The sequence below is a fragment of the Mycobacterium sp. TH-M116 genome (genome assembly GCF_057473685.1).
The window spans coordinates 1-19,142 of the sequence record NZ_JBYCLC010000268.1; the positions used below are offsets into that span (position 1 = coordinate 1).

Consider the following 19,142-nt stretch of genomic DNA (forward strand, 5'->3'; position numbering starts at 1 on the left):
CCCCTTGTTCTTCAAGACGTCCGCGATGCGCATCTGGCCTCCTGCCGAGGGTGATTTGGGTCTCGTCAGGTTACCGCGTCCCGAGCGCCAGGTCACGTGTCAGGACCACGACCTGAAAGCGCCGATTGCGCAGTGCACACGGGCGCGGCTTGCCAAGATGACGTCATGATAGAGATCACGCTGCTGGGAACCGGCAGCCCCATCCCCGACCCCAACCGCGCGGGTCCGTCCACCCTGGTGCGGGCCGGCGACCAGGTTGTGCTGGTGGACTGCGGACGCGGAGTGCTGCAGCGCGCGGCGGCGGTCGGGGTGGGGGCCGCCGCGTTGTCGGCGCTACTGCTCACCCACCTGCACAGCGACCACATCGGCGACCTGGGCGACCTGCTCATCACGCGTTGGATCAGCACTTTCGGGCCCGATCCGACGCCTCTGCCGATCATCGGGCCGCCCGGCACCGCCGAAACAGTCGAGGCGACGCTACAGGCGTTCCGCCACGACATCGACTATCGGATCGCTCATCACGCCGACCTCAACGCGCCGCCGTCGGTACGGGTCCACGAGCACACCGACGGCCCGGTGTGGGAGCGGGCCGGCGTATCGGTCCGGGTGGCTCCCACCGATCACCGCCCGGTGGCACCGACCATCGGGTTCCGCATCGAATTTGGCGGCGCCGCAGTGGTTCTCGCCGGGGATACGGTGCCCTGCGCCGGCCTTGACGGGCTGGCCGCCGGGGCCGATGCCCTGGTGCACACCGTGATCCGCAAGGACATCGTCGCCAACATCCCCCAGCAGCGGCTGCAGGACATCTGCGACTACCACTCCTCGGTGCAGGAGGCGGCGGCGACGGCGGCCCGCGCCGGGGTGGGAACCCTGGTGATGACGCACTACGTGCCGGCGCTGGTGCCCGGCCAGGAGGAGCAGTGGCGGGCGCTGGCGGCCGGCGAGTTCGGCGGCCGGATCGAGCTCGGCGAGGACCTGCACCGGGTGGAGATCGGCGGCCCGGCGTGAGCGTGGTTCGCGCGGACAACCCGGCCGCCGCACCGTCAGGCCAGACGGGTGACCTCCACGATGACGTCGAGGTCGGTAGCCCCCTCGCCGGAGTAGATGCCTTTGAGCGGCGCGACGTCGGCATAGTCTCGCCCCGCACCCACGCTGACGTACTGCTCGTTGATCTCGGTACCGTTGGTGGGGTCGTAGCTCCACCAATCACCTGTCCAAGCCTCGATCCAGGCGTGGCTGCGCCCGTCCACGGTGTCCCCGACAACGGCATCGCGCATGGGGTGCAGGTAACCGGACACATAACGGCCCGGAATCCCCATGCCGCGCAGCAGCATCAGCGACAGGTGCACAAAGTCCTGGCACACCCCTCTGCCCTCGCTCAGCGCATCCAGCCCCGACGAATGAACGCTGGTGGTTCCCGGCAGGTAGTCCAGCGCGCCGCGCACCCACTCGGCCGCGGCGAGGACGGCACCGACGGGCTCGTGATTTTTCGCGATCTTCCTGCCCACCGCCCCGAGGCGCTTTCCGGCCGGGGTGTGCGAGGTCGGTCGGAGCAGCTCGTCGAACCGATCGATCACCGTTTCGGAACGCAGATCGTTCCAGCCGGCGTCGCCGACCGGCGGCTCCTGCGGTTCCGTCTCGACGACGGAGGACGAGATCACCGTCAGGTCGGCGTGCGGCGCGTGCAGGTCGAAGGCGGTGACGGCGGTGCCCCAGTAGTCGATGTAGCGGTAGCAGCGGCTGGCCGGGACGGTTTCGACGCGGTTGAGGACGACGTTCTGCCTACTGTTCGACCGCGGGGTCAGCCGGGCTTCGTTGTACGAGGCGGTCACCGGCGATTGGTAGGCATAGCCCGTGGTGTGCACCAGCCGCATCCGCCACATCAGGCCTCCCCCGACTTGTCTACCAACCGGCCGTCCAACCGGCCGTCCAACCGGCCGTCCAACCGGCCGTCCAACCGGCCATTGTGGCCGGCATCAGACCACGCCACCCACGGGGTGATGTGAAAGTACTGCAGCGCCAGCGCTTCCCCCACGTCATGGCAGGTTTGCTGCAGGCTCGCCAAACGCGTGTCCAACGATTCGAGCAGCACGCCGGGCTGCACGAACTCCAGCTCGCTGCGAGCTTGGCCCAACAACCGCTGGGGCTCGGTGGTCGCTCCGACCCGGCTCTGCGGATTGTGCAACAACTCCTCGAGGTTGTGTTCAGCCAGTCGCAGCGAGAAGAACACCGACCGCGGGAACAGCCGGTCGAGCAACATGAACTCGACCACCCGCCCGGCGTCCAGCACCCCGCGGTAGGTGCGCAGGTAGGTGTCGTGGGCACCCGCCGAGCGCAACAACGTGACCCAGGCCGGCGACGAGGCGCTGTCACCGACCCGCGACAGCAACAGTCGCACCGTCATGTCGACGCGCTCGATGGCGCGGCCCAACAGCATGAACCGGTACCCGTCATCACGGGAGAGTGTCGAATCGGCCAAGCCGGCGAACATCGCCGCCCGACCCTCGATGAACGAGAGAAATTCATGCGGCCCAAGGCGTTTGGCCGCACGCTGCCGCTCACTCAGGGCGTGGTAGGTGGTGTTCAGGCACTCCCAGATCTCACTCGACGTCACTTCGCGCGCCGACTTCGCGTTCTCCCGCGCGGCCGTGATCGCGTCGACGATCGAGGATCCCCCGGAGAGGCCGCTGCTGTAGGCGACGAGGTCGGTCAGCGACCACACGTCCAGGTCGTGGGCCGGCGGCTCGATGCCCAGCACCCGCAACAACAACCGGGACGTCTGGTCGGGATCGACACTGGAATCCTCGAGCAGTTGATGCAGGGCGACATCGAGGATCCGCGCGGTGTCGTCGGCCCGCTCGACGTATCGGCCGATCCAGTACAGCGCCTCGGCGTTGCGGGCCAGCATCAACGGGCCGCTTCCGCGCGTTGCGGCTCTTTGTGCCGCGGTTGCGCGGCTTTGCCTTGCCGACGCTTCGCGCGGCCGTCGGGCGCCGGGTCCGGCAGGGAGCGCACCACCTCGGCGGCGCCCAGTTCACGCTCGGCGCCCGACGCTCGCGGTGCCAGCACCCAGGTGTCCTTGGATCCGCCGCCTTGGCTGGAGTTGACCACCCGCGAGCCCTCGACCAGCGCAACCCGGGACAGGCCGCCCGGCAGCACCCACACGTTGTCGCCGTCGTTGACGGCGAACGGCCGCAGGTCGACGTAACGGGGAGCCAGGGCGTCACCCACCTGAGTCGGCACGGTCGACAACTCCATCATCGGCTGCGCGATCCAGCTGCGCGGATCGTCGCGGATCTTCTTGGCGACCGCCGCCAATTCCTTGGCGGAGGCGTCCGGACCGAACACGATCCCGTAACCACCGGACCCCTCGACCGGCTTGAGCACCAGTTCGTCGATCCGGTTCAGCACCTCGTGGCGTTCGTCGTCCAGCCAGCACCGCAGCGTCTCCACGTTGGCCAGCAGCGGCTTCTCGCCGAGGTAGTACTCGATCATGGTCGGCACGTAGGTGTAGACGAGCTTGTCGTCACCGACACCGTTGCCGATCGCGCTGGAGATCACGACGTTGCCGGCGCGGGCGGCGTTGACCAGGCCGGCCACCCCCAGCACCGAATCGGCGCGGAACTGCAGCGGGTCCAGGAACACGTCGTCGATGCGCCGGTAGATGACGTCGACCTGACGCTCTCCCTCGGTGGTGCGCAGGTACACCTGGTTGTCGCGGCAGAACAGGTCGCGGCCCTCGACCAGCTCCACGCCCATTTGCCGGGCCAGCAGCGAATGCTCGAAATAGGCCGAGTTGTGGACCCCGGGGGTGAGGACGACGACGGTGGGGTCCGACTCGTTGGTGGCCGCGGAGTTACGCAGCGCGCGCAGCAGGTGCGCGGCATAGTCGTCGACGGCACGCACCCGATGGGTGGCGAACAGGTTCGGGAAGACACGGGCCATGGTGCGGCGGTTCTCCATCACATACGACACGCCTGACGGCGAGCGCAGGTTGTCCTCCAGCACCCGGAAAGTGCCGCGTTCGTCGCGGATCAGGTCGATGCCGGCGACGTGGATGCGCACGCCGTTGGGTGGAACGATTCCCACGGCTTCGCGGTGGAAATGCTCGCAGGAGGTGATCAGGCTGCGCGGGATCACGCCGTCGTTCAGGATTTCCTGGTCACCGTAGATGTCGTCGAGATACATCTCGAGTGCCTTCACCCGCTGGATGATGCCGCGCTCCAGCTTGCTCCACTCGGCGGTCGAAATCACCCGCGGAACCAGGTCGAGCGGGAAGGGCCGCTCCTGCCCGGACAGGGAGAACGTGATGCCTTGGTCGATGAACGCTCGGGCCAGCGCTTCGGCACGGGCCTGAAGATCCGAGGCGTCCGCCGGTGCGAGTTCGGCGTAGATGCCCTTGTAGGGGCCGCGGACGGCGCCCTGGGCGTCGAACATCTCGTCGAAGGCCATCGAATAGGAATCCGACGTGTCATACCCGCCGAAGATGTGTCCGGCGCGTAACAGACCACGCAGACCGTGTCCGGCTTCATCGACTTGATTCGCGGATCTCACGTGTCAGATGCTGCCTCAAATTGACGTCATGGCGGGGTGAGGGTTCCCATTTTGGGTAAAAACGTAACCGACTGATAACCTGGGCAGTCGCCGCCGCGGGATATCGGATGCCGGTCCCCAGCAACCACCGAATCAAAGAAGAAGGAAACTCAGGCGTGGCCAATATCAAGTCGCAGCAGAAGCGCAACCGCACCAACGAGCGCGCCCGGCTGCGCAACAAGTCGGTGAAGTCCTCGCTGCGCACCGCCGTCCGCGCCTTCCGTGAGGCCGCCCACACCGGCGACAAGGACAAAGCCGCCGAACTGCTCGTGGAGACCAACCGCAAACTGGACAAAGCGGCCGGCAAGGGCGTGATTCACAAGAACCAGGCGGCCAACCGTAAGTCGGCGCTGGCCCGCGTCCTCAACAAAATCTGAGACACGCCCCAACAGCCACCGGCCACCCCGTCCGCTCTGTCTGCCTGTTCTGTCTGCTCTGTCAGCCTGCTCTGTCAGCGGAGCTCAGTCGGCCACCAGCTCGGCAACCCGCCTGACGGCGGCCTCCAGCGCGTACTCGGCATCCGCTGCGGCCCCCTTGACGTCGCCATTGAGCACCGCCACCACTTTCAGCGCGGTCGCCACCGTATCTCTGGACCAGCGCCGCGCTTGTTTCTGGGCTTTCTGCACCCGCCACGGCGGCATCCCCAGCTGCGCCGCCAAGCGATAGGGATCGCCCGACAGCGGCCCCACCCGGCCGATGGCGTGCACAGCTTCGGCGAGCGCGTCGGCGAGCACCACCAGCGGCTCGCCCCGCATCATCGCCCACCGCAGCGCCTCGGCGGCCCCCGTGACGTCGCCTGCCACGGCCTTGTCCGCGATGTCGAACCCCTTCACCTCGGCCTTGCCGCTGTGGTAACGCCGCACCGCCGTGGCGTCAACGCGCCCGCCGGTGTCGGAGACCAGCTGCGAACAGGCCGATGCCAGCTCGCGGAGATCGGACCCGACGGCGTCCAGCAGCGCGGTCACCGTCGGCTGGTCGACCTTGACGTGCAGGGCACGAAACTCCTTGCGGACGAAGTCGCCGCGTTCGGCGGCCTTGGTGATCCGCGCGCAGGGATGCACCGTGGCGCCGAGCGACTGCAGTTCCTTGGCCAGCGCCTTGGCGCGCCCCCCACCGGAATGCACCACCACCAGCACGATGCCGGCCGGGAGATCGGCGGCGGCCGAGGCGATCACCCCGACCGCTTCCTTGCCGGCGTCGGCGGCGGACTCGAGCACGACGATGCGCTCGTCGGCGAACAGCGAGGGGCTGAGCAGCTCGGCGAGCTCGTAGGTACCGACCTCACCGGCCCGCATCCGGTTGACCGGAACGTCATTGGTGCCGGCCCGCGTGCGCGCCGCCCGCAGCACGTCGGCCACGGCCCGCTCGACCAGCAGATCCTCGTCTCCCAAGACCAGGTGCAACGATGAATCCTCGCTCATCCCACGATGGTGTCACGGGATTCTGACGAGGGACCGACCAGTCCCGACAGCGACCAGGCCAGCAGGCACAGGATGAGGAGCCCGGCGGCGTAGCCGAACGCCGTGCCAAACCAGCGCCGCCGCCCCAGCCGCACGACCGCGAACAGCAGCACCAGCGTGACACCGCCGACCAGCAGAACTCCCGCCGCGCCCGACGGCACGCGCGCGGTGGCCGCGGGCACCGCGGCCGCCCACCGCGCCACGCCCAGAACCCACCACAGCTCGGGCCCGGTGAAACGGATCAGCAGTCGCGCGCCGGCCGGCCACAACGGGTCCAGCACGGCCCCGGCGCTGCCCAGCAACGTGATCGGAGGGACCACGGGTGCCACCGCGAGGTTGGCCACGGCAGCAACCAGGCTCACCCGACCCGAGATACCGGCCACCAGCGGGGCGGTCACCGCGTGGGCGGCCCAGGCAACCGCGAATGCATCCGCGGCCGGCCGGGGCCAGCCTCTGGCGACCAGGCTCCGCGACCAGGCCGGCGCGATCACCACCAGCGCGGCCGTCGCCAGTACCGACAGCGCGAACCCCACGTCGACGGCCAGCTGGGGCGCGACGGCCACGAGCACCAACACCGTGGCGGCCAGCGCCGGGATCGCCTGCCGCCGGCGCGACGACAGCATGCCCGCCAGTGTGATCGCCCCCATCACCGCCGCCCTCAGCACGCTCGCAGTCGGCTGTACGACGATGACGAAAGCGACCAGCGCGACCGCGGCGAGCGCGACCGCCGCGCGCGGCCCGACCAACCGCGCCGACACCAGCACCGCCGCACACACGATGGTGACGTTGGCCCCGGACACCGCCGTCAGGTGCGTCATTCCCGCCGCGCGAAACTCGCGGTCTACCTGGGCAGTCATCGCCGCGGTGTCGCCGAGGACCAGCGCTGGCAACATCGCACCCTGGGCGGCCGGCAGCGCGTCGCGGGCAGCGGCGGCGAAGCGCCTGCGCACCGTGTGAGCCACCCGCTGCACCGCACCGGCGGTGCCCACGGCCGGCCGGCCCGCGGCGTTGAGCACCGCGACGGTCAAGTCGTGGCGAGCCGGCCGGCTGATCCGGGCGACGAACCGCACCGGCTGGCCCACCACCAAGTCGTCGAAGTCGGAGGATCGCGCGAAAACGACTACACGGCCGGATATTTCATCGGCCCGCAAGCGCGCCAGGCCAGCACGGAACATCAGCCGTCCACCAGACAGCGCCACCGGGCTCTCGGTGGGGATGACCGTCACCGGGGCCGTCGTCCCGAACGCGGCGGTAATCGGGTGGCGGCCCAATGCGTCGCAACGCAGGGCGATCGCGAGGCCGAATCCGGCGCCCACGACCGCGACGGCGAAAATCCCGGCGCCGACCGCCCGCAGGCGGGAATGCTCGCCGGAACGGCCCGCCGCATAGCAGGCCAGCACGCCCGAGGCCGCGAGCAACGCGATGCAGCACCACGCCAGGGCCCGGCCCACCGGCCACACGATCCCCGCGGCGGTCACCACCCAGCCGGTGAGCGCAGCCGGCACCAGGCGGACGTCGACGCGCGCCGGCGCCGGCTCGCCGCAGGTGGGTGACCGGGGCTCGCGCGGGTCAGACGCGGACCAGGGCACGCAGCTTCTCCAGCCGCGCCGGGCCGATACCGTCGACGTCGGCGAGCTGGTCGACGCTGGTGAACTTGCCGTTGGCCTGTCGCCACGCCACGATCGCGGCGGCGGTGACCGGCCCGACCCCAGGGAGGGTGTCGAACTGCTCCACGGTTGCGGTGTTGAGGTCGAGCACCTTACCCGGCTTCGGCTTCGCCGATCCCGATGCCGGCGCTGCCCCCCGGGCCGGCACCGGGCCGGCGGTCACTGAGCTGCCCAGCCCCGCCGGCCGCCCCGGAGCAGGCGCCAGCCCCACCACGATCTGTTCGCCGTCGTCCAGTGCGCGAGCCATGTTCAGCCCGATGGTGTCGGCACCGGCCATCGCACCGCCGGCGGCCTGCAGCGCATCCGCGATACGCGCGCCCGGCGCCAAAGTGACCAGCCCGGGCGTATGCACCAGGCCGACCACGCTGACCACCACCGAGTGGTCGGCTTCGGCCGGTTCGCCGGCGCCCGGGCTCGCCGACGGCCGGGGACTCGACGAGGACACCTTCTCCACCGGGGGCAGCTTGGCCGACATCACGGGCGCGGCCCGGTCACGCAGCAAGGTGAACACGGTGACCAGGATGGCAAGCGCCGCCACGACCGCCAACGCGATGGCACCGGCCCTGCCCGGATCGGCGCGCACCCTGGCCAACCAGCTCGGACCGGGCGACGCCTCGGGAAGCCACCGCGGCAGCAGTGGATCTGGTTCCTCATCGGACTCGTCCCCCGATTCGGCGTGCGGGTCGGGGGCGAGTCGTCGATGCAGTCGCTCGGCGGGGAAGTCTGTACGCATGCGCCGACCGTAGGCGCGTCGGGCGCCCAAACACCCCCGATAAGCTCGTCACCGGGCGAATTTGTGGATTAATCCGACGCTGTGGACAACACTCGCACCCGATAGGTAAAGATGTAAGCCAAGCGAACGACCTTGATCGGGAAAACCCACTCCGGCGCGGGTCGCCACGTTCCCCTAGAGAACAGGAGGCTGCCATGCAATTGGCGCTCACACCGGAGGAAGCCGCGTTACGCGACGAACTTCGCACGTTCTACACGACGAAGATCCCGCAGGAGCTGCGCGACCGGACGCGGGAGGGTTCGACCTCGGTGCCCGGCGACGTCGTCACCAGTCACAAGATCCTGCACGAGCACGGTCTGGCGGTGCCGAACTGGCCCGTCGAGTGGGGCGGCAAGGACTGGACGCCCACCCAGCACCAGATCTGGGCCGACGAGATGCAGCTGGCGGGCGTCCCGGAGCCGCTGAACTTCAACACCAAGATGGTGGGCCCGGTGATCGCCGAATTCGGTTCCGAGGAGATCAAGAAGAGGTTCTTGCCGCCGACGGCCAGCCTGGACATCTGGTGGTGCCAGGGTTTCTCCGAGCCGGAGGCCGGTTCGGACCTGGCGTCGCTGCGCACAACCGCCGTCCGCGACGGCGACAGCTACATCGTCAACGGCCAGAAGACCTGGACGACTCTGGGCCAGTACGCGGACTGGATCTTCTGCCTGGTGCGCACCGATCCGAACGCGCCCAAACGCCAAGCAGGCATTTCGTTCCTGCTCTTCGACATGAAGACGCCGGGCATCACCGTGCGGCCGATCACGACGATCGACGGCGGCCAAGAGGTCAACGAGCTGTTCTTCTCCGACGTCCGGGTTCCCGCCAACCAGCTTGTCGGAGAGGAGAACCAGGGCTGGACCTACGCGAAATTCCTGCTGGGCAACGAGCGCACGGGCATCGCCGGGGTGGGGCGCACCAAGGTACGTCTGGCCGAGGTGAAGAAGTACGCCGCGCAGACCGGGATGCTCGACGACCCGCTGTTCGCGGCCCGGCTGGCCGAGGCCGAAAACGAGCTCCTCGCACTGGAACTCACGCAGTCGCGGGTGGTGTCGGATTCTTCCGGCGGCAAGCCGAATCCGGCGTCGTCGGTGCTCAAGCTGCGCGGCAGCCAGTTGCAGCAGCTGGCCACCGAATTGCTGGTCGAGGTGGCCGGGGCCGATGCGCTGCCGGCCAACAGCCCGGATATCAGCGACATCTCGTCGCCGGCCTGGGCGCAACAGAGCGCGCCGCACTACCTCAACTACCGCAAGACGTCGATCTACGGCGGGAGCAGCGAAGTGCAGCGCAACATCATCGCGTCCACCATTTTGGGTTTGTGAAAATTTTGGGATTGTGAGGCAACCATGGACTTTCAATTGAGCGAAGAGCAGGCACTGCTCCGAGACACCACGCGCGACCTGCTGGCGCGCACCTACGACGCGGAGAGCCGCAACAAGGTCATCGGCTCCGATCTCGGCTGGAGCCGCGACGTCTGGAGTCAGCTGGCCGACACCGGGATCCTGGGCCTGGGGTTCGACCCGGACGAGGCGGGCCAGATCGAGATCATGGTGGTGCTCAACGAGGTTGGCCGCCGGCTTGCGCCCGAACCGGTACTGCACGCCGCGCTGGGTCCCGGCGCCTTGGTCGCCGCGCTGGGCGGCCCGCAGCAGCAGCAGCTGCTCGACGACGTCGCGAGCGGACAGGTTCTGTTAGCCTTCGCCCACCGCGAGCCGGGTCAGCGCACACCGTCTGCCCAGGTGACCACCAAGGCTGCGCGGCAGGGAGATTCGTGGACTGTGAGCGGACGGAAGAACCCGGTGCTGGCCGGCGACTGCGCCGACATACTGGTGGTCAGCGCCGCGCTTCCAGACGGCGGAACCGGGCTGTTCCTGGTCGACGCGGCGTCAAAAAACACCTCCGTAACCCGCCATCCCTACCGCACCTTCGACGGACAGCGCGGCGCACAGGTCGACCTGGACTCCGTACCTGCCGAACCCCTGGGGGATGGGGCCGACGCGTCGGGCGCCATCCGTGACGCGGTGATCCGCATCCAGTCGGGATTGTGTGCCGAAGCGGTCGGCGCAATGGAGGAAGCGCTGCGGCTGACCACGGACTACCTCAAGACCCGCAAACAGTTCGGCGTCACACTCAGCAAATTCCAGGCGCTGACCCAGCGGGCCGCCGACATGTACGTCTCGCTGGAAATGGCCCGCAGCATGAGCCTGTACGCCGCGATGTCGATCGCCGACGGCAACCTCGACCCGGTCATCGCCTCGCGGGCCAAGCTGCAGATCGGCCGCTCGGGCCGGCACATCGCGCAGGAGTCGATCCAGATGCACGGCGGCATCGGAGTGACCGCGGAGTACCCGGTGGCGCACTACGCGGCCCGGCTCACCGCGATCGAGCACACCCTGGGATCCTCGGGCGACCACCTGCATGTGCTGATCGGCCACATCGCGGACTACGAGCTGGCAAGGCTTTAGCCGCAGCCGGGCTGTCGGAGAACGTTGCCTCGCCCCGTGCGGCGGGCACCGGTACCCGCCCGCCCCAGACCCTTTAGTTCGCACAGGCGCGGGGGATCGCGACGATGCCCGAGGACGCGAAGATGCGTCGGACACTGCGACGCGCACCGTCGCGGAGTACACGGGGCTGACGGCTGCCGGCACAATGTCCACGAATCGACGACGCGCAACCAGATGACGACGCGCGACTAAATGGAGTCGGCCGCCGCAGCGGATCCTGGACCCGATTCCGGACCTGTTTCCGGGGACGCGACGGGTTCTGGCTGGGGCGCCGCACCCGATTTCGCCCCACCCGACTGTGGTTCCGAGTCAGGCAGCTGAGCGGCCAGGTACTCGGCGAGCGCCCCGATGGTCGGATAGTCGAACACCGCGGTGGCGTTGATCGTGAACGCGCCACCGAACTGGCTGTGCAACCGGTTTCGGAGTTCGACCGCCATCAGCGAGTCGGTGCCCAAGTCCAGGAACCTGCTGGTCTCGGCGGGCGGTTGCGCGAGCCGTAGGAAGCCCTGAACCTCCCGCTGCAGGAATTCGGTGATGAAACCGGCGCGCTGAGCCGCCGGTATTTCCTGCAGTTGCCGGAGCAACTCGCTGTCGCCGGTCGGCTCCGTGACGGCGCTCGGTAGCACCAGGTCGAGAATCGGTGGACGCGAGCCGCCCAGCACTTTCGCAACGCGCTGCCAGTTGGCCATGATGACCGTCGCCTGCCCGGCACCGTTGGCGACCACCTCCGCCAAGGCGTTCAGGGCAGCCGTGGGTTCCATGGGAACCAGGCCTTGCGCGACGATATTGGCGCGTGCAGCCTCTGACGAGGCCATGCCACCTTTGGCCCAGGGACCGAAGTTGAGTCCAGTCGCCGGCAAGCCCTGCGCCCTTCGTTCCGCGACCAGCCCGTCGAGCATCGCGTTGGCCGTCGAGTAGTTGGCCTGGCCGGGTGTACCGAGCAGGCTGGACACCGAGGAGGACACGATGAAGAAGTCGAGATCGTCGCCCTTCGTCAGCGCGTCCACATAGCACGCACCGAACGCCTTGGGCGCCAGGGTCGTCCGGAAGCGCTCGATATTCTGTCGGGACAGCAGCGCGTCGTCGAGCACGCCCGCCAGATGGACCACTCCCGCCAGCGGCGGCAACTCCGCGCGGATGCGCTCCAGCAGCTTCGCGACCTGGGACTCGTCGCCGACATCGGCCCCGAAGGTGTGGATGCGGCACCGGTAGCGCTCGGTGATGTCGTCGATTTCCCGTTGCGCTTCAGGACCAGGGGCGCGCCGGCTGGTCAAGACGATGTCACCGGCACCGAGCTGGGCCAGATAGGCCGCCGCGTGCAGGCCGATCGCACCCAGCCCACCGGTGATCAGATAGGTCCGATCACGTCGCGGTTGTAGTGGACTCGGCATTTGCAGCACGATTTTTCCGATGTGCCGCGCCTGCTGCATCCGGCGAAACGCCGTCTTTGCCTCCGTCAGCGGATAGATCTCGGCGGGCAGTGGCGTCCATTCGCCACTCGCCAAACCATCCGACACCTCGCCCAGCAGACCGCGGATACGCTCGGGCTCTTGGAAAGTCACCGTGTCCAACGCCACGATCTCGTAGGCGATGTCGGGACGCGCCGCCGCCATCTGTTCCGGAGTCCAGATGTCACGCTTGGCGATCTCCGCGAATCGACCGTTCTGAGCGGTGGCCCTTACGGTCGCTTCGACGAACCCCTCGTTGGTGAGGCTGTTGAGCACGACGTCGACGCCGGCGCCGCCCGTATCCGCGAGGATCTGGTCGGCGAAATCCGTACTGCGCGAATCATAGACGTATTCCACGCCCAGCTTGCGCAGCGTCGCACGTTTGTAGGTGCTGGCGGTGGCGAAGACGATCGCACCGTGCTGCTGCGCCATCTGGATGGCGGCCAGTCCCACGCCACCGCTGGCGGCGTGAATCAGCACCCGGTCGCCCGGCTTCAACTGTGCCCAGTCGAACGCGAGCCGGGCCGTCAAGGCCGCGGCGGGAATGGTCGCCGCTTCCACCGCGCTCACGCGGGCGGGAATCGGGGCCAGCAACTGGGCCGGGACATTGAACCGGCTGGCGAACGCGCCCTGCATGAAGCCGTAGACGCGTTGGCCGACCTCGAGCCCGGTGACGCCACCGCCCAGCTGGGTGACGACACCTGCGAAGTCACCGCCGATCGGGCCCGGGTCGCCCGGATACAAGCCCAGCACATTGAGCACGTCCCGGAAGTTCAGACCGGCTGCCTCGACCCGGACCTGCACAAAGCCGTCGTCCGGCGGCGGCACGTCCGACTCGGTCAGACGCAGGTTGTCGATCGCGCCGCGTTCGGCCGGTGCCAGCGTGTAATCGTTTGCCCGCGGGACCGCCAGACGACCGCTGCGCGACCATTGCAGTAGCCGCGACGCCAAGAACTTGCCTTGCCGCAGCGCGAGTTCCGGTTCGTCGATCGGCGCAGCGAGAAGACCCGCCAGTGAATGCACGGCCTCCGCCGAACCGTCGCAATCGACCAGCCTGCAGCGCAGCACCGGTTCCTCGTTGACGATCGTGCGTCCGAGCCCCCACAGTGCTGCTTGCACCGGATCGACGTGCTCGCCGGATTCGGTCGCCACGGCCCGTTCGGTGACGATCCACAGCCCGTAGGGCAATGCGGCCGCGGCATCGGCCCCCACGGCGTGAACGGCGCTGAGCAGGTGGGCGATCTCGGTCTCCAGCCGCGCGGCTGACTCGGCGATCGACTCCCCCGCACGCGGTCCGGCGCTGCGCCAGACGATGCCGGAGAACGGCACACCGCGCTCATTCGCCTGCGTCAGTAGCTGGCCCACAGGCTCGGGATCGATGGTCCGATCGAGAGAGATGCAGCCCGGCAGCCTGGCCGCCAGCTCGTCGAATCCGGAAACCAGCCAGGTGCCGATCACGCTCCCGGCGCCCTCGGTATCACTGATCGACGCCGGCCTCGGCACCTCGTGCCAGCCGAGGGTGTACATCAACCGGGTGGCGTCGCCGCCGAGCCCGCGCAACAACGCTTCCCGGGGCGCGCGTTTGACCGTGAACTCGCGAATCCCGCCGAGGCGGCGGTCATCCCGAGCGACGAAGTCGATATCGAAGACCTGTGTTTCACTGTCGAGCTCGCTCGTGTGCCACCTCGCGCGGCAGTAGAACCGCCGCGGCATCTTCTCCACCAGCTCCACCCGTCCGTACCGCAGCGGCAGGAAGAGGTCGTTCACCCCTTGTTCGGCCGCGAGAAGCGCCGGGAACGCCGGGAAGGCGACCCCGGTGCACAGGTCGAGCAGCACCGGATGGATCGGCTCCGTTCCGAGCTGCTCGGCGAGTTCTTCGCCGACGGTGACGTCACCTATCGCCTCACCCTCACCGACCCACAGTGACTTGAGGGAACCGGACCAGTTGGGCCCCCACGCCAGCTCCATGTCGGCGAAGGTCTCGAAGAGCTGCTGCGGCCGCAGGCGTTCCATCTGCTCGATTTCCGCGGCAAGGGATTTCGCGGGGTCCGCAGGATCCGGCGCCGATTCGCCGTCGGTTACGGTGACACCGGAGCTCACCGTGCCGTCGGCGTTCAACGACCATTCGGCGTCGCGGACACCGTAGGGGCGACTGTGCACGCAGAAGCTCCAGGCGCCCCCGTTCGGCACGCCGCCCTCCAACGGATGCAAGGTCAGCTGGACTTCCCGAGAACTCTTCTCGGGCAGGATGATCGGCTCATAGAAAAAGACATCTTTCACCCGCGCCGGTGGCCCGACGGCGGCCAGTGCCATCGCCGCATAGGTAGCCCCCGGAACGACGACCGTGCCGTAGATGACGTGATCGGAGAGCCAGGGTTGCGACTTGACCGACAGCCGGCTGGTGTAGACGGAGTCACCCGAGGCAAGCTCTTTTGCACTACCCAGGATTCCGGATCCGGTGGCGCCCGGGCCCTCGAGGCCGGCCCACCCGGCGGGAAGGCCGGACGTCTTGGGCCAGAAGCGACGGCGCTGGAAAGCATAAGTGGGCAGCTCGAGTCTGCGGCGAGGCCGACGATGCAGCGCGGCGAACGTGGGCCGATGGCCGCTGACGTACGCCCCGGCCAACGCTTCGGCGATCTGGCGCCGGTCATCGACGCCCTTGCGCAGCGAAACGATCGCACGCGGCGCGGCCAGGTGTTCCGGCCAGATCTGCACCGCGGCGCCGGTCAGAACCGGCTGCGGACCGATCTCCATCAACACCGAGCAGCCCAGCGCCGCTATGGTTCGTACGCTTTCGGCGAACTGCACCGGCTGGCGGGAATGCCGGCGCCAATACTGGGCCTCCAAAGGGGTTTCCGGCGTGAGCACGGCGCCGGTGCGGTTGCAGACCAGCGGCAACGTCGGCACGGCGAACTCCAAACACCTCGCGTGCGTCTCGAATTCATCGAGCACCGGCTCCAGCAACTCCGAATGGAAGGCGTGGCTGGTATCCAGCCAGGTGCACCGGACCCCGTCTTCGCCGACCCTGGCGACGATCTGTTCGAGATCCGCGCTCCGGCCCGACAGCACCGTGTTGGCGCCGTTGTAGGCGGCGACCGACACCCGGCGAAACGCGCCGGCGACGTCCTCGACGTACTTGGCGTCGGCGAACACCGCCACCATGCGCCCACCGGCGGGCAGACTGCCGAACAGCCGACCACGCTCGGCCGTCAGCCGTGCCCCGTCCTCGAGACCGAACACCCCGGCCACACACGCCGCCGCATACTGGCCCACGCTGTGCCCCAGCACCACGTCGGGCTCGATGCCCCACGACTGCCACAGCCGGGCCAGGCCCATCTCGACGGCGAACAGCGCCGGTTGAGCAAACGCGGTGTCCCGCAGTGTCTCTCCGGCTTGACCTCCGGTATCGCGGTCGGTGGCGAACAGCACCTCCAGCAACGGGCGCGGCAGCAGCCCCTCGACCGCTTCCGCACACCGTGTCACGGTGTCTGCGAAAACCGGCTCAGCGTCGAACAACTCGCGCGCCATACCCGGGTGCTGGCTGCCCTGGCCGGTGAACAACCATGCCGTCGTCGGCGGGTCCGCGCACTCGCCGCGCATCACTCCCGGTCGCGTGCGGTTCTCGGCCAGCTCGGCCAGCAGGTCGCGGGCGCCCTGAACCGAATCCACGACGAGCGCGGCACGGTGTTCGAAATGCGAACGCCCCACCCCGGCGGTGAAGCACACGTCAGCGATGTCGGCCTTTGGATGCGCGTCCAACCAGACGGCATATCGCTGCGCCAACTCCAGCAGCGCCTGTGGCGAACGGGCGGACAGCGGCAGCACGCCGACGGACTCGTCTTGAACGCCTGCCTCCGCTGCCGCGACGTCGCCTGACGAGTATTCGTCGGCGGTCGCCGGTTGCGCCGGCGCCTCCTCGATCAGCACGTGTGCGTTCGTGCCGGTGAACCCGAAGGAACTTATGCCAGCGCGGCGCGGCCGGCCGTTGGCCTGCCACGGAGTGGCCTTGTCCACGACGCGCACCGGCAGCGAATCCCACGGGATATGCGGCGACGGCGTCTCGAAGTGCAGGCTCGGCGGCAGCACTTCGTGCTGCAGCGACAACACGACCTTGATCAGACCCGCGACGCCCGACGCCGCCTCGAGGTGGCCGATGTTGGTTTTCACCGATCCGATCCGCAGCGGACGGTCCGCGTCACGGTCGGCACCGTAGACGGCTCCGGCCGCCTGCACCTCGATCGGGTCGCCAAGCGGGGTCCCGGTCCCGTGCGCCTCGAGGTAGTCGACCTCCCCGCCGGCCAGACCGGCGCGAGCCAGCGCCGCGGCGATAAGCCGTTGCTGTGCGCCCCCGTTCGGCACCGTCAAACCGCTGGAGGCGCCGTCTTGATTGACCGCACTGCTGGGGATGACCGCGCAGACCCGGTCGCCGTCGCGCTGAGCATCGCTCAGTCTCTTGAGGACCAGGATCCCGCAGCCTTCGCTGCGCACATAGCCGTCGGCGGAGGCGTCGAAGGTCTTGCACCGCCCGCCGGGGGACAGCATCCGGGCGCGCGAGGCGGCGATGATGGTCACCGGGCTCAGCAAGACGTTCACCCCACCGGCCAGCGCCAGATCACAGTCGCCGGAATGCAATGCCTGGCAGGCCTGATGGACGGCCACCAACGACGAGCTGCACGCGGTATCGACCGCGACCGCCGGACCTTCCAGCCCGAGCGCGAAGGCGACCCGGCCCGAGACGGCATTGAGCGCATTGCCGGTGATGAAGTAGGGCTCGAGTTTTTCGACCGACTCGGCGGACAGCAGATGCGCATACTCGTTGGCGCCGACCCCGACGAAGACGCCGGTTCGGCTGCCGCGCAGTGCGGACGGCGCGTACCCGGCCCTTTCGAGGCCCTCCCACACGGTCTCGAGCATCAGCCGCTGCTGCGGCTCGATCCACACCGCCTCGCGCGGGGAGATACCGAAGAATTCCGGGTCGAATCCGTCGATGGCGTCGAGGAATCCGCCGAAGCGGCTGTAGATCTTGCCCGGCGTCTCTGGATCGGGATCGTAGAACTCGTCGATGTCGAATCGGTCTTCCGGGACTTCCCGGATCGCATCGACACCACCGGAGAGCACCTCCCAGAATGCTTCCGGGTCGGGCGCACCGGGGAAGCGGCACGACACCGCGACGATCGCGATCGGCTCATCGGTGCGCGCCGTCACTGCCTGCGCGGTCCGGGACCCTGCACCGGCAGATGCCTGCGCATCGAGCCCGAGCACGTCGCCGAGCAGGTAGTCCGCCGCATCGGACAGACGTGGGTGGTCCATCGCCAGGGTCGCCGGTATCTCCTTGCCCACGCCCTGCTCGATGCGTTGCCGCAATTCGATGGCCATCAGCGAATCCATGCCGAGGTCGAAGAATCCGGCGTCCTCGCGGATCTCGGCGGCATCGACTCGCGTCACCTCCGCCACCGCCTCACGCAGGTGATCCACGAGGAGCTTCCTGCGCCGCTGCACCGGAGCGTGGGTGAGTTGCTCGACCAACTGGGTCTTCCCGGAGAACGTTGCGGACCGCGCCACCCCCGTCGCCGGCGTGGGCAACTCCCGCTCCAGCTCGGCCAGGAACAAACGTCTCCCCGTTTGTTGGTAGAGCGGCAGGAAGCGCGCCCAGTCGATCCGGGCCACGACTCCTTGCGCGGGGCCTTGTCGCGCCCCAGGTGCGCGGGAAGACGCCATGAGATCGGCCATGCCCGCCAGCGCGTCGGCGGGCGACAACGTCCGGACGCCCCGCTGAGCCAGCCGGGCCCGCGCCTCCTCGTCGGCCATACCCGCCGACCCCGACATCCACGGTCCGAAGTTGACGCTGATCCCCGGGACGCCCCGCGCACGCTGCCGCCAGGCCAGCCCGTCGAGGAAGGCGTTCGCCGCGCCGTAGGCGCTCTGGCCGAACCCGCCCCATACCGAGGCGATCGAGGAGGTGCTCAGGAAGAAGTCCAGCTGCATCTCAGCGACTGCTTCGCTCAAATGCCACGCACCCCACACCTTCCCGGCGAAAACCCGGTCGATCTCGGCGTCGTCCAGCGTGCGAAGCGGAGTGGTACCGATCTCGCCTGCCGCATGGACGATACCGGCCAGCGGCGGCAGCTCGGCCTGCACGGTTGCCAACAGGCCCGCGACGTGGCCCGCGTCGGCGACGTCGGCCGCCACGACGCGGATTTCGCAGCCGTGCTGTTGGCGGATGGCATCGATGCGCTGTTGCGCGGCAGCGCCGGGCCCGCGCCGGCCGGTCAGCACCAACTGCCGAGCGCCGTGCGCGGCCAGGTATCCGGCGATTTCCAGACCGATCGATCCGAGCCCTCCGGTCACCAGATACGTTGCGTCGCCGCGTAGCGCCGGCGGTGTCGCGATGGGCTGCCCACGCCGTCGAACCAGCCGTGGGAAATACACCGACTGATCACGCAGCGCCACGTGGTCTTCCGCTCCGGCCGAGCTGCGCGACGCCGATGCCACGTGTGAGATCAACCGCGACCATTCGTCGGCTGCGTTTTCCGAGCCTTCCGACCCTTCCGACAAGTCCGCCAGTCCGCCCCACACCTGCGGATGCTCCAGCGAGGCTGCCCGGCCGAAGCCCCACAGGCAGGACTGCACCGGTGACACCGTGTCGGTGTCGGTGACCCGTTGTGCGCCGCGGGTGACCAGCCAGATGGGCGCGCGCA

11 protein-coding genes are annotated in these 19,142 nt (G+C 68.7%); 4 read left to right on the forward strand and 7 right to left on the reverse strand.

What is annotated here, in order from left to right:
• Nucleotides 1–165 precede the first annotated feature (165 nt).
• Nucleotides 166–1,008: a ribonuclease Z gene (locus AC2VOK_RS13410; protein WP_428900914.1), complete on the forward strand. Its 843-nt coding sequence runs from the start codon at nucleotides 166–168 to the stop codon at nucleotides 1,006–1,008.
• Nucleotides 1,009–1,043: 35 nt separating this feature from the next.
• Here the strand turns inward: AC2VOK_RS13410 and AC2VOK_RS13415 are convergent, their stop codons facing one another.
• The 3 genes from AC2VOK_RS13415 to AC2VOK_RS13425 are packed head-to-tail and all read right to left on the reverse strand — an operon-like array spanning nucleotide 1,044 to nucleotide 4,554.
• Nucleotides 1,044–1,883 carry a transglutaminase family protein gene (locus AC2VOK_RS13415; RefSeq protein WP_428900915.1) on the reverse strand — a complete coding sequence of 280 codons (840 nt, stop codon included), beginning with the start codon at nucleotides 1,881–1,883 and terminating at the stop codon, nucleotides 1,044–1,046.
• Nucleotides 1,883–2,908 (reverse strand): alpha-E domain-containing protein, encoded by a 1,026-nt coding sequence (locus AC2VOK_RS13420; protein ID WP_428900916.1) that lies wholly within the window; start codon nucleotides 2,906–2,908, stop codon nucleotides 1,883–1,885. The genes AC2VOK_RS13415 and AC2VOK_RS13420 overlap by 1 nt, the downstream gene beginning before the upstream one ends.
• Nucleotides 2,908–4,554: a circularly permuted type 2 ATP-grasp protein gene (locus tag AC2VOK_RS13425; RefSeq protein WP_428900917.1), complete on the reverse strand. Its 1,647-nt coding sequence runs from the start codon at nucleotides 4,552–4,554 to the stop codon at nucleotides 2,908–2,910. The genes AC2VOK_RS13420 and AC2VOK_RS13425 overlap by 1 nt, the downstream gene beginning before the upstream one ends.
• 155 nt (nucleotides 4,555–4,709) lie before the next feature.
• On the opposite strand from AC2VOK_RS13425, the gene rpsT reads away from it, so the two are divergent.
• Nucleotides 4,710–4,970: a 30S ribosomal protein S20 gene (rpsT, locus tag AC2VOK_RS13430; RefSeq protein ID WP_421529095.1), complete on the forward strand. Its 261-nt coding sequence runs from the start codon at nucleotides 4,710–4,712 to the stop codon at nucleotides 4,968–4,970.
• 84 nt (nucleotides 4,971–5,054) lie between these two features.
• On the opposite strand, the gene holA is transcribed toward rpsT, so the two are convergent.
• The 3 genes from holA to AC2VOK_RS13445 all read right to left on the reverse strand — a co-directional run bounded on the left by holA (nucleotide 5,055) and on the right by AC2VOK_RS13445 (nucleotide 8,453).
• The gene (holA, locus tag AC2VOK_RS13435; protein ID WP_428900918.1) at nucleotides 5,055–6,014 is read right to left on the reverse strand and encodes a DNA polymerase III subunit delta; all 960 of its coding nucleotides are present in this window, start codon (nucleotides 6,012–6,014) and stop codon (nucleotides 5,055–5,057) included.
• Nucleotides 6,011–7,558, reverse strand: a complete 1,548-nt coding sequence (locus tag AC2VOK_RS13440; protein WP_428900923.1) for a ComEC/Rec2 family competence protein — start codon at nucleotides 7,556–7,558, stop codon at nucleotides 6,011–6,013. The genes holA and AC2VOK_RS13440 overlap by 4 nt, the downstream gene beginning before the upstream one ends.
• 64 nt (nucleotides 7,559–7,622) lie before the next feature.
• Entirely contained in the window at nucleotides 7,623–8,453 is an 831-nt protein-coding gene (locus AC2VOK_RS13445; RefSeq protein WP_428900919.1) for a ComEA family DNA-binding protein, read from the reverse strand.
• Nucleotides 8,454–8,647: 194 nt separating this feature from the next.
• Between AC2VOK_RS13445 and AC2VOK_RS13450 the strand changes: the two genes are divergently transcribed.
• Both AC2VOK_RS13450 and AC2VOK_RS13455 read left to right on the forward strand, forming a co-directional pair.
• On the forward strand, nucleotides 8,648–9,814 hold the full coding sequence (locus AC2VOK_RS13450; protein WP_428900920.1) for an acyl-CoA dehydrogenase family protein: 1,167 nt from the start codon (nucleotides 8,648–8,650) through the stop codon (nucleotides 9,812–9,814).
• A gap of 24 nt (nucleotides 9,815–9,838) precedes the next feature.
• Complete coding sequence (locus AC2VOK_RS13455; RefSeq protein WP_428900921.1) at nucleotides 9,839–10,957, forward strand: acyl-CoA dehydrogenase family protein; 1,119 nt, start codon at nucleotides 9,839–9,841, stop codon at nucleotides 10,955–10,957.
• A gap of 227 nt (nucleotides 10,958–11,184) precedes the next feature.
• Here AC2VOK_RS13455 and AC2VOK_RS13460 read toward each other — a convergent pair.
• Nucleotides 11,185–19,142, reverse strand: a 7,958-nt coding sequence (locus AC2VOK_RS13460; protein WP_428900922.1) for an SDR family NAD(P)-dependent oxidoreductase, incomplete at its 5' end; no start/stop codon positions are given.